The 21850-nt window shown below is 68.5% G+C and carries 21 protein-coding genes and 1 tRNA gene; 12 read left to right on the top strand and 10 right to left on the bottom strand.

Annotation, left to right across the window (positions count from 1 at the left end; all coding sequences use genetic code 11):
- Positions 1-2: 2 nt before the first annotated feature.
- Both ACHMXA_RS04100 and ACHMXA_RS04095 read right to left on the bottom strand, forming a co-directional pair.
- The gene (locus tag ACHMXA_RS04100) at positions 3-449 is read right to left on the bottom strand and encodes a YbaY family lipoprotein (RefSeq protein ID WP_395318690.1); all 447 of its coding nucleotides are present in this window, start codon (positions 447-449) and stop codon (positions 3-5) included.
- Positions 450-457: 8 nt separating this feature from the next.
- On the bottom strand, positions 458-2461 hold the full coding sequence (locus ACHMXA_RS04095; protein ID WP_395318688.1) for an acetoacetate--CoA ligase: 2004 nt from the start codon (positions 2459-2461) through the stop codon (positions 458-460).
- Between the two features lie 101 nt (positions 2462-2562).
- Here ACHMXA_RS04095 and ACHMXA_RS04090 point away from each other — a divergent pair, with 101 nt between their 5' ends.
- From ACHMXA_RS04090 to fahA, 7 genes are read left to right on the top strand one after another with little or no spacing between them, the layout of a single operon-like run.
- Positions 2563-3315: a TetR family transcriptional regulator gene (locus ACHMXA_RS04090; protein ID WP_395318686.1), complete on the top strand. Its 753-nt coding sequence runs from the start codon at positions 2563-2565 to the stop codon at positions 3313-3315.
- On the top strand, positions 3312-4256 hold the full coding sequence (locus ACHMXA_RS04085) for an ABC transporter substrate-binding protein (RefSeq protein WP_395318684.1): 945 nt from the start codon (positions 3312-3314) through the stop codon (positions 4254-4256). The genes ACHMXA_RS04090 and ACHMXA_RS04085 overlap by 4 nt, the downstream gene beginning before the upstream one ends.
- The gene (locus tag ACHMXA_RS04080) at positions 4253-5110 is read left to right on the top strand and encodes an ABC transporter ATP-binding protein (RefSeq protein ID WP_395318682.1); all 858 of its coding nucleotides are present in this window, start codon (positions 4253-4255) and stop codon (positions 5108-5110) included. The genes ACHMXA_RS04085 and ACHMXA_RS04080 overlap by 4 nt, the downstream gene beginning before the upstream one ends.
- Positions 5103-5873, top strand: a complete 771-nt coding sequence (locus ACHMXA_RS04075; protein ID WP_395318680.1) for an ABC transporter permease — start codon at positions 5103-5105, stop codon at positions 5871-5873. The genes ACHMXA_RS04080 and ACHMXA_RS04075 overlap by 8 nt, the downstream gene beginning before the upstream one ends.
- Positions 5870-6652 carry an ABC transporter permease gene (locus tag ACHMXA_RS04070; RefSeq protein WP_395318678.1) on the top strand — a complete coding sequence of 261 codons (783 nt, stop codon included), beginning with the start codon at positions 5870-5872 and terminating at the stop codon, positions 6650-6652. Before ACHMXA_RS04075 ends, ACHMXA_RS04070 begins: the two co-directional genes overlap by 4 nt.
- 42 nt (positions 6653-6694) lie before the next feature.
- On the top strand, positions 6695-7501 hold the full coding sequence (locus tag ACHMXA_RS04065; protein WP_395318676.1) for a cyclase family protein: 807 nt from the start codon (positions 6695-6697) through the stop codon (positions 7499-7501).
- A 10-nt stretch (positions 7502-7511) separates the two neighbouring features.
- Positions 7512-8837 carry a fumarylacetoacetase gene (gene fahA, locus ACHMXA_RS04060; protein ID WP_395318674.1) on the top strand — a complete coding sequence of 442 codons (1326 nt, stop codon included), beginning with the start codon at positions 7512-7514 and terminating at the stop codon, positions 8835-8837.
- Between the two features lie 51 nt (positions 8838-8888).
- Here fahA and ACHMXA_RS04055 read toward each other — a convergent pair.
- From ACHMXA_RS04055 to ACHMXA_RS04045, 3 genes are all read right to left on the bottom strand, one after another.
- Positions 8889-8964: transfer RNA gene (locus tag ACHMXA_RS04055), tRNA-Gly, on the bottom strand.
- A gap of 72 nt (positions 8965-9036) precedes the next feature.
- Entirely contained in the window at positions 9037-9942 is a 906-nt protein-coding gene (locus ACHMXA_RS04050; protein WP_395318672.1) for an NAD(P)/FAD-dependent oxidoreductase, read from the bottom strand.
- Positions 9932-10393, bottom strand: coding sequence for an Rrf2 family transcriptional regulator (locus tag ACHMXA_RS04045; protein ID WP_176665499.1), 462 nt, complete (start codon positions 10391-10393; stop codon positions 9932-9934). Before ACHMXA_RS04045 ends, ACHMXA_RS04050 begins: the two co-directional genes overlap by 11 nt.
- A 105-nt stretch (positions 10394-10498) precedes the next feature.
- Between ACHMXA_RS04045 and ACHMXA_RS04040 the strand changes: the two genes are divergently transcribed.
- From ACHMXA_RS04040 to ACHMXA_RS04030, 3 genes are all read left to right on the top strand, one after another.
- Positions 10499-11638 carry a helix-turn-helix domain-containing protein gene (locus tag ACHMXA_RS04040; protein ID WP_395318669.1) on the top strand — a complete coding sequence of 380 codons (1140 nt, stop codon included), beginning with the start codon at positions 10499-10501 and terminating at the stop codon, positions 11636-11638.
- A 94-nt stretch (positions 11639-11732) separates the two neighbouring features.
- Positions 11733-12776, top strand: coding sequence for an alpha/beta hydrolase family protein (locus ACHMXA_RS04035; RefSeq protein WP_395318667.1), 1044 nt, complete (start codon positions 11733-11735; stop codon positions 12774-12776).
- Positions 12777-12963: 187 nt separating this feature from the next.
- The gene (locus ACHMXA_RS04030) at positions 12964-13440 is read left to right on the top strand and encodes an adhesin (protein ID WP_395318665.1); all 477 of its coding nucleotides are present in this window, start codon (positions 12964-12966) and stop codon (positions 13438-13440) included.
- A 55-nt stretch (positions 13441-13495) separates the two neighbouring features.
- On the opposite strand, the gene ACHMXA_RS04025 is transcribed toward ACHMXA_RS04030, so the two are convergent.
- The 5 genes from ACHMXA_RS04025 to ACHMXA_RS04005 form a co-directional block, all read right to left on the bottom strand.
- Entirely contained in the window at positions 13496-13957 is a 462-nt protein-coding gene (locus ACHMXA_RS04025; RefSeq protein ID WP_395318663.1) for a MaoC family dehydratase, read from the bottom strand.
- A gap of 10 nt (positions 13958-13967) precedes the next feature.
- Positions 13968-15254: a benzoyl-CoA 2,3-epoxidase subunit BoxA gene (gene boxA / locus ACHMXA_RS04020; protein ID WP_395318661.1), complete on the bottom strand. Its 1287-nt coding sequence runs from the start codon at positions 15252-15254 to the stop codon at positions 13968-13970.
- A gap of 130 nt (positions 15255-15384) precedes the next feature.
- Positions 15385-16812, bottom strand: a complete 1428-nt coding sequence (gene boxB, locus ACHMXA_RS04015) for a benzoyl-CoA 2,3-epoxidase subunit BoxB (RefSeq protein WP_395318659.1) — start codon at positions 16810-16812, stop codon at positions 15385-15387.
- A gap of 38 nt (positions 16813-16850) precedes the next feature.
- Positions 16851-18527, bottom strand: a complete 1677-nt coding sequence (gene boxC / locus ACHMXA_RS04010; RefSeq protein ID WP_395318657.1) for a 2,3-epoxybenzoyl-CoA dihydrolase — start codon at positions 18525-18527, stop codon at positions 16851-16853.
- A 163-nt stretch (positions 18528-18690) separates the two neighbouring features.
- Positions 18691-19635 (bottom strand): helix-turn-helix transcriptional regulator, encoded by a 945-nt coding sequence (locus tag ACHMXA_RS04005; protein ID WP_395318655.1) that lies wholly within the window; start codon positions 19633-19635, stop codon positions 18691-18693.
- A 163-nt stretch (positions 19636-19798) separates the two neighbouring features.
- Between ACHMXA_RS04005 and ACHMXA_RS04000 the strand changes: the two genes are divergently transcribed.
- Positions 19799-20293 (top strand): DUF4863 family protein, encoded by a 495-nt coding sequence (locus ACHMXA_RS04000; RefSeq protein WP_395318653.1) that lies wholly within the window; start codon positions 19799-19801, stop codon positions 20291-20293.
- A complete protein-coding gene (locus ACHMXA_RS03995) occupies positions 20290-21840 on the top strand; it encodes a 3,4-dehydroadipyl-CoA semialdehyde dehydrogenase (protein ID WP_395318651.1) in 1551 nt (516 codons plus the stop codon). Before ACHMXA_RS04000 ends, ACHMXA_RS03995 begins: the two co-directional genes overlap by 4 nt.
- Positions 21841-21850 lie beyond the last annotated feature (10 nt).

Below are 21850 nucleotides of genomic sequence, written 5' to 3'. Positions count from 1 at the left end.
GCCTAGCGCGGCGCCTGGGTGACGCGCACCAGCACGAGGTCCGCGCTGGTGGCACCGCCTTGCGTGAGCACCGGGTACTGCGTGTCGTTGATGAAGAGGAGCTGATCGCCACGTGTGATGCGCGCCGACACCGCATAGCGCATGCGCGGATCGATGCGCGCGGCGTCCACCTTCAGCTCGTAGGCGAAGGGCACCTGCCTGCCGTTGGCCTTGATGCGCTGCTCGGCGAGCACCTTCGAAGGCGCATCCATGAGCGACACGTCGAGCAGCTGCACCACGATGTCGGCCGCGGGGTCGAGCGCGATGCGCTCGCGGTAGGTGACGGTGCCGGTCACGCGCAGCTGCGCCGCACTGCCGCCCGCCGACGGCGATGAAGGCATGGCGCACGCACTCAGCAGCGAGGCGCCCGCAATGGCGGAGAACATGAGGAGGCTGGTTCGTCTTTTCATGCGACCCATTATGCGGAGGCGGTCTGCGCACGCTGCGCGGCAAAAGCCACGAACCAGTCGAGGCTTCCCGGGTTGGCCATGGCCTCGCGGTTGACCACCTTCTCTATCGGCTGGCCCAGCAGCAGCTTCTTGATCGGCAGCTCCTGCTTCTTGCCCGAGAGCGTGCGCGGTATCTCGGCCACCTGGAAGATGTCGTTGGGCACGAAGCGCGGCGACAGCGATGTCTTGATTGCGTTGTCGATCTTCGCGCGCATGGCGCCGTCGAGCGCCACGCCGGGGCGCAGCACCACGAACAGCGGCATGTAGCTGTCGCGGCCCAGGTATTCGAGGTCGACCACCATCGAGTCGAGCACCTCGGGCAGGCCCTCGACGGCGCTGTAGATCTCGCTGGTGCCCATGCGCAGACCCTGGCGGTTGATGGTGGCGTCGCTGCGGCCGTAGATGATGCAGCCGCCGTCTTCGCCGATCTTGATCCAGTCGCCGTGGCGCCAGACGCCGGGGTAGGTGTCGAAGTAGCTCGACACATAGCGCGCGTTGCCCTCGTCACCCCAGAAGTACAGCGGCATCGACGGAATGGCCTTGGTGCAGACCAGTTCGCCCACTTCGCCGATGACCGGCTGGCCCTGCTCGTTCCAGGCCTCGACCGAATGGCCCAGCTCGCGGCACTGCATCTGTCCGGGCACCTCGGGCAGGTCGCGATTGCCGCCGACGAAGGCGCCGCAGAAATCGGTGCCGCCGGAGATGTTGCACCACCACACCTCCTTCGAGCCCGCATCGAGGATCTGCTTCGAGCCCCAGCGCTGCACCTCCTCGGGCAGCGGCGAGCCGGTGCTGCCCAGTGCGCGCACGCGCGAGAGGTCGCCGCACTCCTTCGCGACGAGCCCGGCCTTCATGCAGTTGGTGAAGTAGGCCGCGCCCGCGCCGAAGAAGGTGACCTTGTGGCGCGCCACGAAGCGCCACAGCACGCCCCAGTCGGGCTTTTCCTTGCTGCCCGCCGGGTTGCCGTCGTAGATGCAGATGGTGGCGCCGAAGGCCATGCCCGAGAGCTGCGAGTTCCACATGACCCAGCCGGTGGAGCTGAACCAGTGGTAGCGCTCGCCGAAGTTGTTGGCGCCGTAGCTCGCGCCCACGTCGTTGTGCAGCCCGCAGGCATGCATGGTGAGGATGATGCCGCCCTGCCCGTGCACGATGGGCTTGGGCAGGCCGGTGGTGCCGCTCGAATAGACGATCCAGATCGGGTGGTCGAAGGGCAGCCATTCGGGCTCGAAGGCGGCGACATTGGCGTCGTCTCGCGCGATGGCCTGCGTCCACTCGACGTCGTGAAGCACGGTGCTGGCAGCGTACGGCGACTTCACGAGCAGCAGCTTCCGCACGCTGGGCAGTTGGCCGCGCAGTTCCTGCAGCACCGCGCTGCGGTCCAGCGGCTTGCCGCCGTAGTGCACGCCGTCGACCGCAATCAGCACCTTGGGCTCGATCTGGCGAAAGCGGTCGGCCACCGCGGCCGTGCCCATGTCGGGCGCGCACACGCTCCAGATCGCGCCGATGCTGGAGCATGCGAGAAAGGCCACCATGGTCTCGGGCACGTTGGGCATGTAGGCCGCGACGCGGTCGCCGCGCTTCACACCCAGCGACTTCAGTGTGAGCGCCACCGACGCCACCTGCCGGCGCATCTCGGGCCACGACATCTCGCGCACCTGGCCCAGTTCGTTGTCGCTCACGATGGCCGGCATGCCTGCCGCATGGGCCGCGTCGACGTGGCGCAGCACCTCGCGTGCGTAGTTGACCTGCGCGCCGGGGAACCAGCGTGCGCCGGGCATGCGCGATTCGGCGAGCACCGCGGTGTGCGGCGTGGGCGACTCGATGCGGGCGTAGTCCCAGATGCTCTGCCAGAAGGCGTCGAGCTCGGTGACGGACCAGCGCCACAGCGCGTCGTAGCTGTCGAATGCGAGGCCGCGCGTCTCGCGCAGCCAGTTCTGGTAGAGGCGGATCTGGGGGATGTTGGGAGCGGGCATGGCACGAGCGTAGCGCCGCGAACGACCGTGCTCAATGAGGGTTGACCTCAGGGTTTGTACGCGTGTTCAATGTTTTTGTACAAGCGTTCAATACGCCCCCGATGAGCACCCGCACACCCACCGCAAAGCGCCAGGTCTCGCGCGCACCGGCACAGGCCGCCGCCGCAGTCGCCATCGAGACTGCGCGGCCCGACCGCAAGCAGGCGATCCTGCTGGCGGCCGAGAAGCTTTTTTCGCAGCACGGCTACCACGCGGTGACGATCCGCCAGATCGCCGAGGAGGCCGGCGTGCCGCTGGCGCTGGTGAGCTACTACTACGGCCAGAAGCACGAACTCTTCCACGCGATCTTCGAGCACTGGGGCCATTCCATCGAGGCGCGGCTGGCGGGCCTGGCCACCGTGAACATCGACCCCGTCGACGCGCGCACGCTGCCGCGCATCATCGACGCCTTCACCGCGCCCGTGCTGGCGCTGCGCGCGAGCGCCGAGGGCGAGTACTACGCGCTGCTGGTGGCGCGCGAGCTCTACCATGCCACCGAGGAAGCCGACCGCGTGCTGCGCGCCTACTTCGATCCGCTGGCCGAGGCCTACATCGACGCGCTGCACCTTGCGATGCCGCACGCCACGCGCAGCCAGGCCGCCTGGGGCTATCAGTTCGCGCTGGGCTCGCTGCTGCACCACCTGAACGACAGCCGCATCGAACGGCTCTCGCGCGGCGAGAACACGCGCGCCGACCCGGCCGTGGCACCGATGCTGGTGAACTTCATCGTCGGCGGCCTGCGCGCCGCGCTGCCGCGCCCGAAGACTGCCAAGCCATCGCAGAAGAAAACCACCCCCAGGAGACAGAAGACATGATGAAACGACGCACCCTGCTGTCGGCGCTCGCCGCGGCGTCGGCTGCCGCGGCGCTGCCTTCGCGCGCACAGTCCACCACGAAAATCGTGTTCGGCTACACGGCCGTGACCGACTTCGCATCGGTGTTCGTGGCCGCCGAGGAGGGCTACTTCAAGAAGCGCAGCCTCGACGTGGAGCTGAAGTTCATTCCGCTGAACTCGACCATCCCGGCGGCGCTGCAGTCCGATTCGCTGCAGATCGGCGGCCCCACGCCCTCGGTGTTCCTGCAGGCGGTGGACGGCGGGCTCGACCTGGTGCTGGTGGCCGGCGGCGGGCTCACCTCGAAGACCATCACCGGCTTCGGCCTGGTGGCGCGCGCGGGCTCGGGCATCAAGAGCGCGCAGGACTGCGTGGGCAAGAAGATCGGCGTGCCGGGCCTGGGCGCCTTCCTGCACGTGACCTTCCGCGCATGGCTGAAGGACAGCGGCGTGGACTACCGCAAGGTCAACTTCGTCGAGGCCGCATTCCCGCAGCACGCCGACCTGCTGCGCGGCGGCTCGGTCGACGCGGTGGTGTCGGCCGACCCGTTCATGAGCCGCATCACCGAGAGCGGCGCAGGCTACGTGGCCTCGTACTACTCGACCTTCCTGCCGGAGAACAACCAGACCATCGTGCACGCGGCCAAGCGCGAGTGGGTGGCGAAGAACCCGGCGGCGGCGCGCGCCTTCCGTGAGTCGCTGGTCGAAGCGGCCGCGTTCATGGAGCAGTCGAAGAACGATGCCAAGGTGCGCGCATCGATCGGCAAATACATCAAGCTGCCGCCCGAAGTGCTCGCCAAGGTGCAGGTCTCGCCGCCCGGCCCTGTGGTGACCGACAAGCAGCTTTCCTACTGGACCGGGCTGATGAAGGAGCAGGAGATGCTCAAGACGAACATCGACGTGGCGAAGCTGGTGGCGAAGTGATCGCAGCACCCGCCCCGCTCACCGCGCGCGCTGCGTTGCAGCCGGGCGCCTTCCACGCGCCGACCGGCACCGCGGCGCAGGCCACGCCCTTCCTGCGCTTCGACGGCGTGACCATCCGCCTCGGCGGGCGCGAGATTCTTTCGCCGACCTCGTTCGACGTGGCGCGCGGCGAGTTCGTCTGCATCGTCGGCCCCAGCGGCTGCGGCAAGACCACGCTGCTGCGCGCGGCCAGCGGGCTGGTCACGGCCAGTGCGGGCGAGGTGCGGCGCAACGGCGTAAAGATGACCGAACCCTCGCGCGAAGTGGCCTTCGTGTTCCAGGACTACGGCCGCGCGCTGCTGCCCTGGCGCACTGTGGAAGGCAACGTGAGCCTCGCGCTGGAAGCGGCCGGCGTGCCCTCCGTGGAGCGTGCACCGCGCATCGCCGACGTGCTCGGCAAGGTCGGCCTCGCGAAGCACGCGCACAAGTTTCCGGTGCAGCTGTCGGGCGGCATGCAGCAGCGCGCGCAGATCGCCCGCTGCCTCGCGCAGAAGCCCGAGCTGATGATGATGGACGAGCCCTTCGGCGCGCTCGACGCGCTCACGCGCCAGAGCCTGCAGGACGAGCTCGCGCGGCTGGTGCGCGAGGACGGGCTCACCGTTCTGTTCGTCACGCACGACCTGGAGGAAGCCATCTACCTCGGCGACCGCGTAATCGCGCTGCAGGCCAACCCGGGGCCGGGCCGGCCCAGCCTCGCGCGGATGATCGACGTGAAGATCCCGCGCCCGCGCGACCAGCTCTCGACCAAGGAGCATCCGGAATACCTGCACTTGCGCCGCGAACTCTTCGCCTTCATCGAGCAGGGCCATGACTGACGGCCGCCTCTTGCGCTGGCTGCGGCCGTGGGTGTTTCCCGCGGTGCTGGTCGGCGCCTTCGAGTGGTATGCGCGGCGCGCGGCGGCCCTTGGCAGCGACGCGCTCGCGCCGCCCAGCGCTGCGGCGAAGGCTTTGGCTGGCGCGGCCATGGACGGCTCGCTCTGGACGGCCACCGGCTTCACGCTGGGCACCGCCGCGCTCGGGCTGCTGCTGGGCGCGGTGCTCGGCATCGCACTGGGCGTGGCGCTCGGCCTCTCGCGCCGTGCGGCGCAGCTCGGCTCGGTTTCCATCGAAGTGCTTCGGCCCGTGCCTTCGGTCGCGCTGATTCCGCTCGCGATGCTGGGCTTCGGCTTCGGCGTGCGCATGGAGCTGGCCATCGTCGCCTTCGCCACCTTCTGGCCGCTGCTGGTGCTGGTGCAGGCGGCGGTGCAGCAGGTGGAGCCGCGCCTGCTCGAGGTCAGCCGCGTGCTGGGGCTCTCGGCGCGCGAGCGCGCCTTCAAGATCGTGCTGCCGGCCATCGTGCCGCGCCTCTTCGTCGCATTGCGCCTCGGCGTGGCGGTGGCGCTGGTGGTGGCAGTGACGGTGGAGATCGCGGCCAATCCGAACGGGATGGGCTACGCGATGATGATTGCGCAGCAGAGCTTCGACCCGGCGCTGATGCTCGCCTGGCTGGGCTGGATCGGCGTCGTGGGCTTCGCGGTCAACGCGGGCATGCTGATGCTGCAGCGCGCGGTGTCGCGGCGCATGGGGATGCCGTCATGAACGACAGCCGCATCGGCCTCTACAGGGTCGGCTCGCTGGGCGTGCTGCTCGCGCTCGTCGCGCTGTGGTGGATCGCGAGCAACGCGGGCTGGGTGAGCCGCGTGTTCCTGCCGACACCGCAGGCCACGTTCGCCAGCCTGCTCGAAGGGCTGAATCTTTCGGGCGGCGATGGCAGCGGCGAGTTGCTCGGCTTCACGCAGGCCACGGTGGGCCGGATGATCGAAGGCTGGCTGCTCGCATCGCTCTTCGGCGTGCTGCTCGGCGCGGCCATCGGCGTGTCGCCATCGGTGCGCGCATGGATTCAGCCGACGCTCGAATGCATCCGCCCCCTGCCCGCCTCCGCGCTGCTGCCGCTGGCGATTTCCATCTTCGGGCTGAACCCCGGCATGGTGCTTTTCGTGGTCGCCTTCGGGGCAATGTGGCCGGTGCTGCTGGCCACGGTGCACGGCTTCGCGGCCGTGGAGCCGCGCCTGTCGGAAGTGGCGCGCTGCCTGCAGATGTCGCGCGCGGCGTACATCTGGAAGATGGGCCTGCCCAACGCGATGCCCGACATCCTCGCCGGCATGCGGCTCGCGCTGACCATCGCGCTGATCGTCGCGGTGGTGGGCGAGATGATCGCCTCGCAAAGCGGCCTGGGCCAGGCCATCCTGCTGGCCGCGCGCGCCTTCCGCGCGAGCGACCTGTTCGCGGGCATCGTGCTGCTGGGGCTCATCGGCTTCGCGAGCAATGCGCTGCTGGCCTTTGCCGAGCAACGGCTGCTGCGCTGGCAGCGTCCCTGAATCCTCCGTCTTCTCCAAAACGTACACCCACAAGGAGTTCCCATGCCACGCAAATTCGTCGATCTCTCGATCTTTCTCGAAAACGACGTGCTCTCCGACCCGCCGGCCTTCGCGCCGAAGATCCAGTACTTCACGCACGAGCAGACCTACGAACAGATCGAGCCCTTCTTTCCCGGCCTGAAGAAGGAAGACCTGCCCGACGGCGAAGGCTGGGCGGTGGAGCTGGTGCAGCTGTCGACGCACAACGGCACGCACCTCGATGCGCCCTATCACTTCCACTCGACCATGGACAAGGCGCTGGGCGAGAAGAAGCCCGCCATCGCCATCCACGACGTGCCGCTCGAATGGTGTTTCCAGCCCGGCGTGAAGCTCGACTTCCGTCACTTCGCGGATGGCTACGTGGTGACGGCCGCCGACGTCGAGGCCGAGCTCAAGCGCATCGGCCACACGCTGAGTCCGCTGGAGATCGTGGTGGTCAACACGCGCGCCGGCTCGCGCTACGGCAACCCCGACTACGTGTCGGCCGGCGCGGGCATGGGCTACGAGGCGACGATGTACCTGCTGGAGCGCGGCGTGCGCCTGACGGGCACCGACGCATGGAGCTGGGACGCGCCCTTCGTGCACACCGCGAAGAAGTACGGCGAGACGCAGGACGCCTCGCTGATCTGGGAAGGCCACAAGGCCGGCCGCGACATCGGCTACTGCCACATCGAGAAGCTGCACAACCTGGAAGTGCTGCCGCCCACGGGCTTCTACATCAGCTGCTTCCCGCACAAGATCCGCGGCGCGTCGGCCGGGTGGACGCGCGCGGTCGCGATCTTCGACGACGCGCTGATGGCTTCGGCATGAGGTCGCGCCGATGACCATCGAACTCAACCACACGCACGACGTTCACGCGCGCAGTTGGGTCGAATCGGCCAATGCGCCGGACAGCGACTTCCCCATCCAGAACCTGCCGCATGCGGTGTTCCGCCGCGCCGGAAGCGCCGAGGCATTCCGCGGCGGCGTCGCGATCGGCGACCAGGTGCTGGACCTGGCAGCGCTGGTCATGAAGCAGCAGCTCGACGGCCCCGCGCTCGACGCCGCGAACGCCGCCGCGCTGCCGGCGCTCAACGACTTCTTCGCACTCGGCAACGGCGCTTGGAAAGCACTGCGCCACGCGCTTTTCGAGTTGCTGAAGAACGACTCGCCCATCGCCGCAGTGCAGGCCGTGCGCGAATGCCTCGTGCCGCAGGCCGACATCGAATACACCGTGCCCGCGCGCATCGGCGACTACACCGACTTCTACACCTCGATCGACCACGCGCTGAACATCAGCCGCCTGATGAACCCCGATGGCGACGTGACGCCCAACTTCCGCTGGATCCCGATCGCGTACCACGGGCGCGTGTCGACCATCGGCGTGAGCGGCCAGCGCTTCCACCGCCCGATGGGACAAGCGATGGCCCCTGGCGCAAAAGCGCCCACCTACCAGGCCTGCGCGCGGCTCGACTACGAGTTGGAGCTCGGCGTATGGATCGGCAAGGGCAACGCGCAGGGCGATGCGATTGCGCTCGAACAGGCGGAAGAACACATCTTCGGCATCTGCCTGCTCAACGACTGGTCAGCGCGCGACATCCAGTTCTGGGAGATGGCGCCGCTCGGGCCCTTCCTCGCGAAGAACTTCGCGACCACGATCTCGCCGTGGATCGTGACGATGGAAGCGCTCGCGCCCTACCGGCAGGCATGGACGCGCCCGTCGAACGAGCCCCAGCCGCTGCCTTACCTGGAGCATGCAGCGAACCGCGAGAGCGGCGCGATCGACATCCGGCTGGAGGTGTGGCTCGAAAGCGAAAAAGCCCGCAAGGAGAAGACCGGAGCGTCGCGGCTTTCGTCGACCAGCTTCCGGCACCAGTACTGGACCGTCGCGCAGATGGTGGCGCACCACACCATGGGCGGCTGCAGCCTGAACCCAGGCGACCTGTTCGGCAGCGGCACGATCTCCGGCCCCGGCGAGGGCGAAGCCGGCGCGATCATCGAGCTGACGCGCGTTGGGCAAAGCCCGGTGAAGCTGGCCAACAGCGAGCAGCGCGGCTTCCTGGAGGACGGCGACGCGGTGCTGCTGCGCGGCTGGTGCGAGAAGCCGGGGCATGCGCGCATCGGGTTTGGAGAAAGTCGGGGGACGGTGTTGGCGGCGAAAGGCTAAATCGGCGCACCAAAGAAAAAGGCCACCTGATGAGGTGGCCTTTTTGCAATTTGGAGCGGGAAAAGAGTCTCGAACTCTCGACCTCAACCTTGGCAAGGTTGCGCTCTACCAACTGAGCTATTCCCGCGTGAGCCTCAGATTATAGGGTGATTTGGAGCCGATTTTCCCGATTCCGCGAAAAAAGTTCTTTTTCTGCCTTTCAGGCCTCGAACACCATCGAGCGGTGCATCGAAACACCAGCCATCAGCCCGTCCGCCGACGCCAGGGTGGCATTGGAGAACATCATCGCGAGATCGCCCGCGCCGTAGACGCCGGGCACGGTCGTCATCTTCATCGCATCGACGCGCAGCACCTTGCCCAGCGGGCCGTCGTCGAAGGCGCAGCCCAGCCGCTCGGCCAGGGGGCTTGCGGGGCGCGTGCGCGGCGTCACGTAGAGCGCGTCGATCGGCACCAGCCTGCCGTCGTCGATGCGCACGCCGGCGAGGTCGGGCGCGTCGCCTTCCAGGCCGGCGATGCGACCGGGCTCGATGGCGACACCGCGCGCCTGCAGCCTCGCGCGCGCCTCGGCATCAGGCCCTTCGCCACCGTTGAGGAAGAGCGTGGTCGGGCCCCATTCGGCGATCAGCAGCGCGTGGTCCTGCGGCTGCACCCCGTGGTGATAGAGCACGCCCAGCCGGCGCCCGCCGAATTCGTAGCCGTGGCAATAGGGACAGTGCAGCACGCTCGCACCCCAGCGTTCGCCGAGGCCGGGAAGCTCGGGCAGACGGTCCTGCACGCCATAGGACAGCAGCAGCTTGCCGGCCGAGCGGCGCTCGCCGTTGCTGAGCGACACGGCGAATCCACCAGCCTCATCGGCGCGCGCATCCACCACTGCGGCCTCGACGAACTCGACGCTCGGGTACGCGAGCAGCTTCTCGCGCGCGTCTGCAATCATCTTCAGGGGCGGCACGCCGTCCTGCCCGAAGAAGCCGTGCGATGCGGCGGCGAAGCGGTTGCGCGGCGCGCCGGTGTCGACGACGCAGACCTTGCGTCGCGCCCGGGCAAGCTGCATGGCAGCGGAAAGGCCGGCAAAGCTGCCGCCCGCGATCAGAGCGTCATGTCGCATGTTCGATGTCCTTCGATGTGAAGCCGCCGCCCGTCATGCGGCGATGAAAGTCCCTGGAAAGATCGGCCAGCGTGATGCTGTTGAAGCGCCTGAGCAGCAGCGCCTCGGCCTCGTCGCACACACCGTCGAGCGCCGCGTTCACCGCCTGTTCGACGATGCAGCCGGGGCTCTCGGTGCGGTTGCCCATGGCGAGCAGCGCAGGCGCGCCCACCGCGTTGTGGATGTCGCCCAGCGTCACCGCCGACAAGGTACAAGACAGCACCCAGCCGCCGCCATGCCCCTTGGCCGAGCTCACGAATCCCGCCTGCCGCAAGCCGGCCATGAGTCGGCGTACGACTACCGGATTGGTCTGCATCGCCGCCGCGAGCGACTCGGAGGTGACGGGCGCCTTCATCTCGGCCATGTGCAGCAGCACATGGAGGACGGCGGAAAGCTTGCTGTCTCGTTTCATGCAACATTATGAGTTGCGTGTGTTTGACATGGCACGGCGGAGGGTCTTGCGCAACCGGAGTTCCCTTCAGCTGTCACGGAGCCTGCGTGAGAATCGGGCCCGACCATGACACCCGCCCCGATCACCCTGCTCGATGCCGCGCTGCGCGGCGTGCTGCTGGCCCTGCTGCTCGTGCTGGCACTGGTCCTCGGCCGCGACCGCCCCCGCCTGCCAGTGGCGCGCGCGGGTGTGCTGCTCGCCCTTGGCCTGTGCATCCAGGTGATCGGCTCCACGCCGCTGTTCGAGGCGACGGTGCCTCGCGCTTGGCAATCGCCCTTCGTCGCGATCTCGGTCGGCAACGCGGTGCTGTTCTGGGTGTTCGTGCGAGCACTCTTCGACGACGACTTCGCGCTGCGGCCCCTGCACATCGCTTCATGGCTGGCGGTGGCGGTACTGGCGGCGTTCAACTGCGCGATGGTCGCCGGCAGCGCCTCGGTGCTCGCGCCGGTCACCATGGGCATCCAGCGCGCCGTGCCGCTGGTGTTCGCGGTGCTTGCGGCGATGGCCGCGGCTTCGCAATGGCGGGCCGACCTGGTGGAGGGCCGGCGCCGGCTGCGCGTGTTCATCGTGGTGACGGGCGTCGGCTACAGCGTCGGGATGCTGGTGGTGCGGCTGGCGTCCCCGCGCGGACAGCTCTCGGGCCCCTCCGCCACGGCCGACGCGGCGATGCTTCTGCTGATCGTGGCAGTGGTGGCATGGCGGATGGTGCGGCTGGCGGGGTCGGAGTTCTTTCCGGCGGCACAGGCACCGGCCGCGATTTCGCCAGTGATGCCGGACGCGCCGGCACCGCCACCCCCACTCGCCGAGGAGCCCGCCGAGTCGGAGCCTGCTCCCGAGCCAGCCTCCGACCCCGCCGAAGATCGCCTCGCCGCATCCCTGCAGCACGCCATGGCGATCGAGTTCGCATACCGCAGCGAAGACCTGAGCATCGCCGCCCTCGCCGCCCGGCTCTCGGTACCCGAGTACCGCCTGCGCCGCCTCATCAACCAGCGGCTGGGCCACCGCAACTTCAACGCCTTCGTCAACGGCTTTCGGCTGGCCGAGGCGATGGCGGCGCTGGCCGATCCCTTCAAGCGCGAGCTGCCGGTGCTGACCATCGCGCTGACCGCGGGCTTCCAGTCCATCGGCCCGTTCAACCGCGCATTCAAGGCCGCCACGGGCCTCACGCCCACTGAATTCCGCAGGAAGAAGCTGGCCGAATCCTGAAATCTCTGGCCGAAAACGGCGTTTGCGGTTTTCGGCAAGACGCGGCGGCGACGCCCCGGCATCGTGCGGGCCTTCCAAGGCAAGGAACCACCCGATGCGACGCTTTTCTCTTTCTTCTCCTCTCTTCTTCCTGCTCATCGCGCTGTGCTGCGGCTGGGCGCGGGCCTCGATGGGCCTGGCGGAGCTTCCCGCCGCGCCTGGCGACGGTCCGGTCACGGTGTTCTATCCATCCTCCGACGCGGCCCAGCCGAACCGGCGCGCCCGCTTCACGCTCGACGTCGCGGTGCAAGGTACGCCGGTGCCCGGCAACGGCCGACTGGTCGTCATCTCGCATGGCTCGGGCGGCGCGCCGTGGGTCCATGCCGACATCGCGCGCAGCCTGGTCGAGGCCGGCTTCGTGGTCGCCATGCCCGAGCACAAGGCCGACAACTACAAGGACGACGGCAACCCCGGTCCCGACAGCTGGACCATGCGCCCGGCCGAGGTGTCGCGCGCTATCGACGCGGTAGCCCGCGACCCGCGCTTCGCGCCGCTGCTGAGGCTCGACAAGGTCGGCATGTACGGGATGTCGGCGGGCGGTCACACGGCCCTGAGCCTGGCGGGCGGGCGCTGGTCGCCGGCCGCCTTTGCGCGGCACTGCGAAGCCAATCTGGTGGACGACTTCCAGTCCTGTGTCGGCCTCATCACGCGGCTCACCGGCGGCCCGCTCGATGGCATCAAGAAATGGGCGGCGCTCCTCGTCATCCGCCACCGCTTTGGCGATGACGCCGCGCCTCGCGAGCACACCGACCCGCGCATCGCGGCCATCGTGGCGGGCGTGCCATCGTCGGCCGATTTCGACATGGCCTCGCTGGCCAATCCGCGCGTGCCGCTGGGCCTCGTCACCGCGCAGCAGGACCGCTGGCTAGTTCCGCGATTCCATAGCGACCGCGTGCTCGCGGCCTGCCTTCCACGCTGCGAGCTGATCGCCGCCATGCCTTCCGGCGGCCACGGGGCGCTGCTGTCGCCGCCTCCGCCGGGCCTCACGGGGCTGATCGGCGACATGCTCGATGACGCGCCGGGCTTCGACCGTGCGGAGGTGTTGCCGGATGTGAACAGGAAGACAACTGCCTTCTTCCGTGCGCATCTGCTGCCTTGAGGGCCCGAACGTCGATCCGGCGCCCTAACGCACGAGCCCCCGTTTCCGCCGACGGCCGGTTCCCACGCGTGCAGGCGAACCTGGCGCACATGGCGACAGATCGCGGCTCGGCCATGGTTGCACCCGGATCGATCGAACCCGATCGGTCCAGGAAACCGTGACCACGCTACGAAAGGAACAGTCACCCATGAAGCAACAGCATCAACACAACCGCATCGTCCTCGGCACCCTGCTCGCAGGTCTGCTGGCCATCGGCGGCGTTGCCCAGGCGCAAGGCGTCGGGGTCGGCGTCGGGGTCAATGCCGACGTGAATGCCTCGGGCTCCACCACGGGCACACGCGGCGGCGCAGGTGCCGCGACCGGCGCCAACGCAGGGGCCGGCGCGAACACGAACGCCGGTAGCGCGGCAACCGGCGCAACAGGCACGGTCGGCAATGCGGTCGGCGGCGTGCTGGGCGGCGCGACAGGCGCCGTCGGCGGAGCCACGAATGCAGTCGGCGGAGCAACCAACGCCGTGGGCGGCGTGACCAATACCGTCGGCGGCACCCTGGATGGCGCGACCGGTGCGGTCGGCTCGGCTGGCGGTGCGGTGAAGGCGCCTGCCGTGGGCGCGAAGGCGCACGGCAAGGCCCAGGGCTCGGGCGCAGTCGACATCAAGAAGTAACCGCGACTTCAGCTCGATGAGAAAGGCCCGCGGCGCCGGAGCGCCGCGGGCCTTTTCACGTTCTTTCTGTCGCCTGGTTGGCCGGCTTGAGCTTGAACAGGCTGGTGACCTCGGCGTCGAGCACCATCAGCTCGCGCTGGTTGAAAAGCCTCCAGCGCCAGCGCAGGATGCCGAGCGTCGGGCGCTTCTCGGAGCGGCGCACCTCGATCACGTCGGCCACCAGGCGCAATGCATCACCGGGGCGCACCGGGTTGGGCCAGCGCACCTGCTCCAGCCCCGGCGATGCGAAGGACTCCGAACCTGCGAGCGCAGCCTCCACCACCAGCTTCATTGCGATGGAGCAGGTGTGCCAGCCGCTCGCGATGAGCCCGCCGAAGGGGCTGTCGGCCGCGGCTTCCGCGTCGACGTGGAACCACTGCGGGTCGTAGGCCCGCGCGAACTGCAGAAGCTCGGCCTCGGTGAGCACATAGGGCCCGGCCTCGATGACCTGGCCCGCGTGGAAGTCGGCGAACTTCATCCGCCGCGGCTCAGTAGGTCTCGAGGTGCAGGCGGCCTTCGCGCTTCAGCGCGGCGCCCACCGTGTCCCAGTCGAGCCCCGCATCTTTGGCCACGTCGCGCAGCGCGAGCACCACGCCCTCTTCCATGCTCTTGAGGCCGCACACGTAGAAGTGGCTGGCACCGTCCTTCAGCAGCGCGGCCAGGTCGGCGGCGCGCTCGCGCATCAGGTCCTGCACGTAGCGCTTGGGCTGCCCCGGCGTGCGCGAGAACGCGAGGTTGATGTCGATGAAGTCCTTGGGCAGCGACTGCAGCGGGCCGAAGTACGGCAGCTCCTGCTGCGTGCGCGCGCCGAAGAACAGCAGCAGCTTGCCGCCCTCGAACTTGCCGCTCTTGCGCAGCCGGCGGCGCCATTCGGTCATGGCGCGCATCGGGGCGCTGCCGGTGCCGGTGCAGATCATCACGATGTGCGACTTGGGATGGTTCGGCATCAGGAACGAGGAGCCGAAGGGCCCCACCACCTGCACCGTGTCGCCCACCTTCAGGTCGCACACGTAGTTGGAGCACACGCCGCGCACGGGCGTGCCGTCGTGGTCCTCGGTCACGCGCTTCACGGTGAGCGAGACGTTGTTGTAGCCGGGCCGCTCGCCGTTGCGAGGGCTGGCCACCGAATACTGGCGCGCATGGTGGCGCTTGCCCATGGCGTCGGTGCCGGGCGGCACGATGCCGATCGACTGGCCCTCGAGCACCGGGAAGGGCACCACGCCGAAGTCGAGCACGATGTGGTGCGTCTCGCTGTCGAAGCCGGCCTCGGTGCAGTTGAAGTTACCGACCACGGTGGCGGTGGTCGGCGTCTTCGGCGGAAAGAGGTTGGTGTAGGCGTGCGCGGCCGACCAGGGCGGCACGATGGCGCCGTACTGCGCGGAGTTGAAGGCCGGCTCGAGCGTTTCGACCGCAGCCTGGATCTGGGCCTGCGCCTGCGTCTGATCAGGAGCGGCAGCTTCCGCACCCGGCGCGACGCCGGCCGCTTCGAGTTCCTCGGGCGAGAGCTCCGCGGGCAGCGACTCCCAGGTGAACTGCTCCTCGATGGAATACGCGCGCACCAGCGGCATGGTGCGCCAGTTGTCGATCGAGCCCGTGGGGCACGGCGAGATGCAGGCCATGCAGCCGTTGCAGATGTCGGCACGCACGACGTAGTTGTTGTCGTCGTGCGTGATCGCGTTGACGGGGCAGGTGGCCTCGCAGGTGTTGCAGCGGATGCAGATCTCGGGGTCGATCAGGTGCTGCTTGATGACTCCGGCTTCGACGGCCATGTCCATGTTGTTCTCCTAGAGCCCTCCCCCTCTGGGGGAGGGTTGGGTGGGGGCATGCGGCGTTTGTCGTGGTCGCGCCGCTTGCCCCCACCCCAGCCTTCCCCCAGCGGGGGAAGGAGCAATACCCAAATACCAATCAGCCGAAACGCACGTACTCGAAATCGACCGGCTGCCTGTTGATGCCCATCACCGGCGGCGAGATCCAGCCGGCGAACTTGCCCGGCTCCACCACGCGGCCCATCAACGATGCCACGAAAGCGAAGTCTTCGGCACTGGGCAACCACTCGTCGCGCTTGGCGGCCCATTCCATGTCGTTCACCACGCGGCCTTCGGGCGACATCTTGATGCCGGCGAGCGCGCCGATCTGGCGGTTGAAGGCCTTGTGCGGCACCACCAGGCGGGTCGGGATGCCGGCCTTTTCCAGCACCTTGTTCCAGCGGCCCACGCCGGCCACCGAGTCCTTGATGAAGTCGTCGCGCAGCACTTCGTTGAGCGCGTTGAGCATCGGCACGTCCTTCTCGACGAGCTGGCCGTCCTTCACCTCGAGCACCTTGTAGGTCTGGCCCTTGAGCACGTGGTCGTCGGTGCGCTTGCCTTCCTCGTAGCGGCCCTTCAGGCCCGAGCTGTAGAAGATGGCCGCGTTGCTCGACTGGTCGGCGCCGAACAGGTCGATGGTCACGCTGTAGTGGAAGTTCAGGTAGCGCTGGATGGTGCCCAGGTCGATGGCGCCGGCGGCGCGCACCTTCTGCGGGTCGTCGGTCTTCAGCTCGTTCATGACCTGCGCGGTGCGCGCGATGACGCGCGACACGCCGCTCTCGCCCACGAACATGTGGTGCGCTTCCTCGGTCAGCATGAACTTCGTGGTGCGCGCCAGCGGATCGAAGGCGCTCTCGGCCAGCGCAGACAGCTGGAACTTGCCGTCGCGGTCGGTGAAGTACGTGAACATGAAGAACGCGAGCCAGTCGGGCGTGCGCTCGTTGAATGCGCCCAGGATGCGCGGGTTGTTCTCGTCGCCCGAGGTGCGCTGCAGGAGGGCCTCGGCCTCTTCGCGGCCGTCTCGGCCGAAGTGCTTGTGCAGCAGGTAGACCATGGCCCACAGGTGGCGGCCCTCTTCCACGTTGATCTGGAACAGGTTGCGCAGGTCGTACATGCTGGGCGCGGTCAGGCCCAGGTGGCGCTGCTGCTCCACCGACGCGGGCTCGGTGTCGCCCTGAGTCACGATGATGCGGCGCAGGTTGGCGCGGTGCTCGCCCGGCACGTCCTGCCAGGCCTTCTCGCCCTTGTGGTCGCCGAAGTGGATCTCGCGGTTGGCGTCGCCCGGGTTCAGGAAGATGCCCCAGCGGTAGTCGCGCATCTTCACGTGGCCGAACTGGGCCCAGCCCTGCGGATCGACGCTCACGGCCGTGCGCAGGTAGACCTCGTGGTTGGTCGAGCCCTCGGGGCCCACGTCGTCCCACCAGTTGATGAAATTCGGCTGCCAGCCTTCGAGCGCGCGCTGCAGCGTGCGGTCTTCGCCGAGGTTGACGTTGTTGGGGATCTTCTCGCTGTAGTTGATCGTGCTCATCGTTGTTCCTTGGGTTCTTGCGGGACTGGGCTGTGCTGTCAGACGCGGTTCAAGTCGAAGCCGGCTTTTTGACCGGTGCCGTAGACCTTCAGCGCGCCCTTTTCACCGACGGCGTTGGGGCGGTTGAAGATCCAGTTCTGCCAGGCGGTGAGCCGGCCGAAGATGCGGGTCGCCATGTTCTCCTTGCTCGCGAAGCGCAGGTTGGCTTCGAGGCCGGTGAGCGCGTCGGGCGACATCGCGGCGCGCTCCTCGATGGCGATGCGGATCTCGTCGTCCCAGTCGATGTCGTCGGGCGCGGCGGTCACCAGGCCCAGCTTCAGCGCCTCGTCGGCATCGAGCGGCTTGCCAGCGGCGGCGCGCGCGGCTTCCAGCGGCGCGGCTTCTTCATAGAAGCGGCGCTGCAGGCGGCTCTGGTCGTTCACCATCGGGAAGAAGCCGAAGTTGAATTCGTCGAGCGTGAGCTTCGGTGCGCGCGCTGCATCGTCGGGCAGCGCGAGCATGTAGGCGCGGTCGGCCGCGAAGGCCAGTTCGGCCAGCGTGCCGGCGAAGCACGAGCCGGCTTCGATCAGCGCGAACAGGCTGCGCGAGGACACGTCCAGCCGCGCCAGAGTGCGGCGCAGCGCGCCGATGGTCTCGCGCACCAGCCAGTGGTCCTTGTTGGCGAGCATGACGGCGTCCGACGCGAGCACGGCGGCGGCATCGCCCTCGGTCTTGAGCAGCCAGGTGCCGATGTCGAGTTCGTTCGTGCGCAGGTTCAGGATGGCGTCGTCGAGCTCGCGGCACATCGCCAGCGGCCACCATGCGGCGCCGGCTGCTTCGATGGCGGCGATGTCCGAGGGCTGCGCGCCGGCAGGCGCCTTCACGGTGATGGTGGCTGTGCGCTTGCTGCGGTCGATCTGCACATTGACGTTCGCGTACGAGATGCCGTCGGCGCTGTCGGTGCGCTCGACGCGGGTCAGCGCCACGCCCTTGCCGTTGGCCGGGCGGTCGCTGCCGGCGGCGAGCTGCGACGCGCGCTCCTGCACGGCGGCGGCGAACTGCGCGGGCTTGGCGACCGCGTCCACCAGGCGCCAGTCGACCGCGCGCTGGCCGCGCACGCCTTCGACGCTGGTGCAGAAGATGTCGGCGAGGTCATGGCGCACGTGGCGCTTGTCGGTCACGCGGGTCAGGCCGCCGGTGCCGGGCAGCACGCCCAGAAGCGGTACTTCGGGCAGCGAGACGGCGGAGGAGCGGTCGTCCACCAGCAGGATCTCGTCGCAGGCCAGCGCCAGTTCATAGCCGCCGCCGGCGCAGGCGCCGTTCACGGCCGCGAGGAACTTCAGGCCCGAATGCCTGGAAGAGTCTTCGATGCCGTTGCGCGTCTCGTTGGTGAACTTGCAGAAGTTCACCTTCCATGCGTGGCTGGAGACGCCGAGCATGAAGATGTTGGCGCCGGAACAGAAGATGCGGTCCTTGCCGCTGGTGACGATCACGCTGCGGACTTCGGGATGCTCGAAGCGGATGCGGTTGAGCGCGTCGTTGAGTTCCACGTCCACGCCCAGGTCGTAGCTGTTGAGCTTGAGTTTGTAGCCCGGACGGATGCCGCCGTCTTCCGCGATGTCGAGCACGAGGCGTGCGATGGCGCCATCGAAGCTCAGCGACCAGTGGCGGTACTGGCCGGGTTCGGTGCGGTAGTCGACGCGCTGGGGCGCCTGGAGCGTGGTGGTGTCGGTCATGCGGAAGTCTCCTGTGGGGGCAGCTGTGGGGCAGTGTTCGGAAACCGTGAACAGGAAAGATAATGCACTTTACTGCTCCGATGACATGCATCATGCTGCATGCAACTAGGCAAGTCAATGCCTGCTGCACTTTTTTTCAGATTTGGAAGGGCCGGAGGGGCGCCTAGACCAGTCCCATGGACTGGCGCACAGCGGCGCGCAGCGCCTGGAAGCTCTGCGGCAGCGTCTTGCCGCTGGTGTCCACCGACAGGTCGGCCTTCGAATAGAAGGCGGCGCGGCCGTTCAGGATGCGGCGCAGGTCTTCCATCGCTTCCTTGCTGGCGGCCATCGGGCGGGTGTCGCCCTGGGCGGCCACGCGGCCCATGTGCTCCTCGGGCGCGGCCTGCAGCCACACGGTGGTGCAGTGCGCAAGCAGCTCGTTGAAGGTGGCCGGGTCGGAGACGATGCCACCGGGCGTGGCGATCACCACCTCGCTGTAGATCTGCACGGCTTCTTCCAGGGCGCGGCGCTCGTATCGGCGATAGGCGTTGGTGCCGTAGAGGTCGTGGATCTCGCGCACGCTGCAGCCCGCGAGCTTCTCGATCTCGCGGCTGAGCTCGATGAACGGGACTTCCAGGTCTTCCGCGAGCATCTGCCCGAGCGTCGACTTGCCCGCGCCGCGCAGCCCCACGAGCGCGATGCGCCGGTGCCGCGCCGGGTCGACCGAGGCGGTGCCCAGCAGCTCGCCGATCGCCACGCGCACGCGGCGCAAGTCGGCCTCGCTGCGGTTCTCGAGCAGTTCGCGGATCAGCAGCCACTCGGGCGAGCTGGTCGTGACGTCGCCCACCAGTTCGGCCAGCGAGCAGTGCAGCGCGCCAGCCACCTGCTGCAGCACCAGGATCGACGCGTTGCCGATGCCGTATTCGAGATTGGCGAGATGGCGCTCCGACACGTCGGCCGCGATGGCCACTGCCTTGCGCGTGAGGCCGCGCTGCGCGCGCAGGTTGCGCACGCGGTCGCCCAGTGCCGACAGCAGCGGATTCTTCGCCTCCCCGGCGACGGCCTGGCCCGGCGCGCCATTGCCGCCTTCAGCCGCGGCGGCCAGCGCCGCGTCTACATGCTCGTTCATGCAATTCCTCGTTCTTCGCCGGGATTGTGCTCGCTCAGGGTAAACACCATAGATGCACTATATTGCTTGACACTCATTGTCTCGATGCTTATTGTTCGGCCACACGCAAGATACTGCACGCGCAGTGATCCTGCAAGGTAGTTCCAAAGTTCGAGGCCCTACGATGTCCGACAGCAGCAGCACTCCCGCCACCGGCAAGGAAGCATTCCACCAGCTGATCGCCGGCCTGACCGCCCAGATCGCCGGCAAGCCGCTCGACGGCGAACTCGACCAGTGGCTCAACACCCACCACGGCGCCGGCAGCGCCAGCTTCGAGCAGCTGCGCCAGGCCTGCATCGGCGGCGTCGCCGAAGGCTGGCTCTGCGAGCGCGAGGGCGGCGGCATCAGGTACGGCCGCGTCTTCAAGGCCGAAGACGCACTGCACCGGTTCTCGGTCGACGTGGTCGACATGCAGGACATCGCCGGTCCGCACCACACGCATCCCAACGGCGAGATCGACCTGATCATGCCGCTCGACGACACCGCCGCCACCTTCGACGGCCGGCCCGCGGGCTGGTGCGTCTACGGCCCCGGCACAGCGCATCGCCCGACCGTGGCCAGTGGCCGCGCACTCGTCCTTTATCTACTGCCCGAAGGGCAGATCAAGTCCACCCAATGACCGCGCTTCTTCCCAACTACGTCTCCGGCCGCTGGCAAAACGGTTCTGGCGCCGGCACGCCGCTGTTCGACCCGGTCCTGGGCACCGAGCTCGCTCGCGTCGACGCCACCGGCCTGGACCTGCCCGCCGCCTTCGCCTTCGCACGCGAACAGGGCGGCAACGCGCTGCGCGCCCTCACCTACCGCCAGCGCGCGGGGCTGCTTGCGGCCGTCGTGAAGGTGCTGCAGGTCAACCGCGACGCGTACTACGAGATCGCCACCGCCAACTCGGGCACGGTGAAGAACGACTCGGCCGTGGACATCGACGGCGCCATCTTCACGCTCGGCCAGTACGCGAAATGGGGCGATGCGCTGGGCGACGTGCGCGCGCTGCGCGACGGCGATGCGGTCAAGCTCGGCAAGGAGCCTGTGTTCCAGTCGCAGCACCTGCAGGTGCCGACGCAGGGCGTGGCGCTCTTCATCAACGCCTTCAACTTCCCCTCGTGGGGCCTGTGGGAGAAGGCCGCGCCCGCGCTGCTGTCGGGCGTGCCGGTGATCGTGAAGCCGGCCACCGCCACCGCCTGGCTCACGCAGCGCATGGTGCGCGACGTGGTCGACGCGGGCGTGCTGCCGGCCGGTGCGCTTTCCATCGTCTGCGGCAGCTCGGCCGGTTTGATGGACGCGCTGCAGCCCTTCGACGTGGCCTCCTTCACCGGCTCGGCCGAGACCGCCGCGGTGATCCGTTCGCACCCGGCCGTGGCGCAGCGCTCGGTGCGCGTGAACATCGAGGCCGACAGCCTCAACAGCGCCCTGCTACTGCCCGGCGCCGCGCCCGGCAGCGACGCCTTCAACCTGCTCGTGCGCGAAGTGGTGCGCGAGATGACGGTGAAGTCGGGCCAGAAGTGCACCGCCATCCGACGCATCCTGGTGCCGGCGGAGCTGTACGACGCTGCCGCCGAGGCCATCGGCGCGAAGCTCGCGGGCACCACGGTCGGCAACCCGCGCAACGAGAGCGTGCGCATGGGTTCGCTCGTGAGCCGCGCGCAGCTGGACTCGGTGCGCGGAGGGCTGGCCGCGCTGTCCGCGCAGACCACCGTGCTGCACGACGGCCGCAACAAGCCCCTCGTCGATGCCGACCCGGCCGTCGCCGCCTGCATCGGCCCCGTGCTGCTGGGCGCGCGCGACGCCGACGCGGCGCAGCAGGTGCACGACATCGAAGTGTTCGGCCCCGTTGCCACCCTGCTGCCCTACCGAGACCTCGCGCACGGCATCGCGCTGGCGCATCGCGGCCAGGGCTCGCTCGTCACATCCATATATGGAAGCGACGACGCGGTGCTGGCGCAGGCCGCGCTCGCCGTCGCACCGAGCCACGGCCGCGTGCACGTCGTCACGCCCGAAGTGGCGCAGGCCCACACCGGCCACGGCAACGTGATGCCGATGTCGCTGCACGGCGGCCCCGGCCGCGCGGGCGGCGGCGCCGAACTGGGCGGACTGCGCGCGCTCGATTTCTATCACCGCCGCACGGCGGTACAGGCAAGCCCCGGCGTCCTCGCCGCACTCGGCCTCTAGAAGAAGAAAA

Source organism: Variovorax sp. UC74_104 (assembly GCF_044055375.1).
Lineage (GTDB): Bacteria > Pseudomonadota > Gammaproteobacteria > Burkholderiales > Burkholderiaceae_C > Variovorax.
This window is presented reverse-complemented; position numbering and strand designations above follow the sequence as displayed.

What these genes read in the sequence shown, in the direction of transcription:
- boxA (WP_395318661.1), bottom strand. Translation starts at nt 15,254, where the DNA reads ATGGACATGGCCGTCGAAGCCGGAGTCATCAAGCAGCACCTGATCGAC.
- boxB (WP_395318659.1), bottom strand. Translation starts at nt 16,812, where the DNA reads ATGAGCACGATCAACTACAGCGAGAAGATCCCCAACAACGTCAACCTC.
- ACHMXA_RS04075 (WP_395318680.1), top strand. Translation starts at nt 5,103, where the DNA reads ATGACTGACGGCCGCCTCTTGCGCTGGCTGCGGCCGTGGGTGTTTCCC.
- ACHMXA_RS04070 (WP_395318678.1), top strand. Translation starts at nt 5,870, where the DNA reads ATGAACGACAGCCGCATCGGCCTCTACAGGGTCGGCTCGCTGGGCGTG.
- ACHMXA_RS04005 (WP_395318655.1), bottom strand. Translation starts at nt 19,635, where the DNA reads ATGAACGAGCATGTAGACGCGGCGCTGGCCGCCGCGGCTGAAGGCGGC.
- ACHMXA_RS04000 (WP_395318653.1), top strand. Translation starts at nt 19,799, where the DNA reads ATGTCCGACAGCAGCAGCACTCCCGCCACCGGCAAGGAAGCATTCCAC.
- ACHMXA_RS04090 (WP_395318686.1), top strand. Translation starts at nt 2,563, where the DNA reads ATGAGCACCCGCACACCCACCGCAAAGCGCCAGGTCTCGCGCGCACCG.
- ACHMXA_RS04040 (WP_395318669.1), top strand. Translation starts at nt 10,499, where the DNA reads ATGACACCCGCCCCGATCACCCTGCTCGATGCCGCGCTGCGCGGCGTG.
- ACHMXA_RS04085 (WP_395318684.1), top strand. Translation starts at nt 3,312, where the DNA reads ATGATGAAACGACGCACCCTGCTGTCGGCGCTCGCCGCGGCGTCGGCT.
- ACHMXA_RS04100 (WP_395318690.1), bottom strand. Translation starts at nt 449, where the DNA reads ATGAAAAGACGAACCAGCCTCCTCATGTTCTCCGCCATTGCGGGCGCC.
- ACHMXA_RS04050 (WP_395318672.1), bottom strand. Translation starts at nt 9,942, where the DNA reads ATGCGACATGACGCTCTGATCGCGGGCGGCAGCTTTGCCGGCCTTTCC.
- boxC (WP_395318657.1), bottom strand. Translation starts at nt 18,527, where the DNA reads ATGACCGACACCACCACGCTCCAGGCGCCCCAGCGCGTCGACTACCGC.
- ACHMXA_RS04025 (WP_395318663.1), bottom strand. Translation starts at nt 13,957, where the DNA reads ATGAAGTTCGCCGACTTCCACGCGGGCCAGGTCATCGAGGCCGGGCCC.
- fahA (WP_395318674.1), top strand. Translation starts at nt 7,512, where the DNA reads ATGACCATCGAACTCAACCACACGCACGACGTTCACGCGCGCAGTTGG.
- ACHMXA_RS04035 (WP_395318667.1), top strand. Translation starts at nt 11,733, where the DNA reads ATGCGACGCTTTTCTCTTTCTTCTCCTCTCTTCTTCCTGCTCATCGCG.
- ACHMXA_RS04030 (WP_395318665.1), top strand. Translation starts at nt 12,964, where the DNA reads ATGAAGCAACAGCATCAACACAACCGCATCGTCCTCGGCACCCTGCTC.
- ACHMXA_RS04045 (WP_176665499.1), bottom strand. Translation starts at nt 10,393, where the DNA reads ATGAAACGAGACAGCAAGCTTTCCGCCGTCCTCCATGTGCTGCTGCAC.
- ACHMXA_RS04065 (WP_395318676.1), top strand. Translation starts at nt 6,695, where the DNA reads ATGCCACGCAAATTCGTCGATCTCTCGATCTTTCTCGAAAACGACGTG.
- ACHMXA_RS04095 (WP_395318688.1), bottom strand. Translation starts at nt 2,461, where the DNA reads ATGCCCGCTCCCAACATCCCCCAGATCCGCCTCTACCAGAACTGGCTG.
- ACHMXA_RS03995 (WP_395318651.1), top strand. Translation starts at nt 20,290, where the DNA reads ATGACCGCGCTTCTTCCCAACTACGTCTCCGGCCGCTGGCAAAACGGT.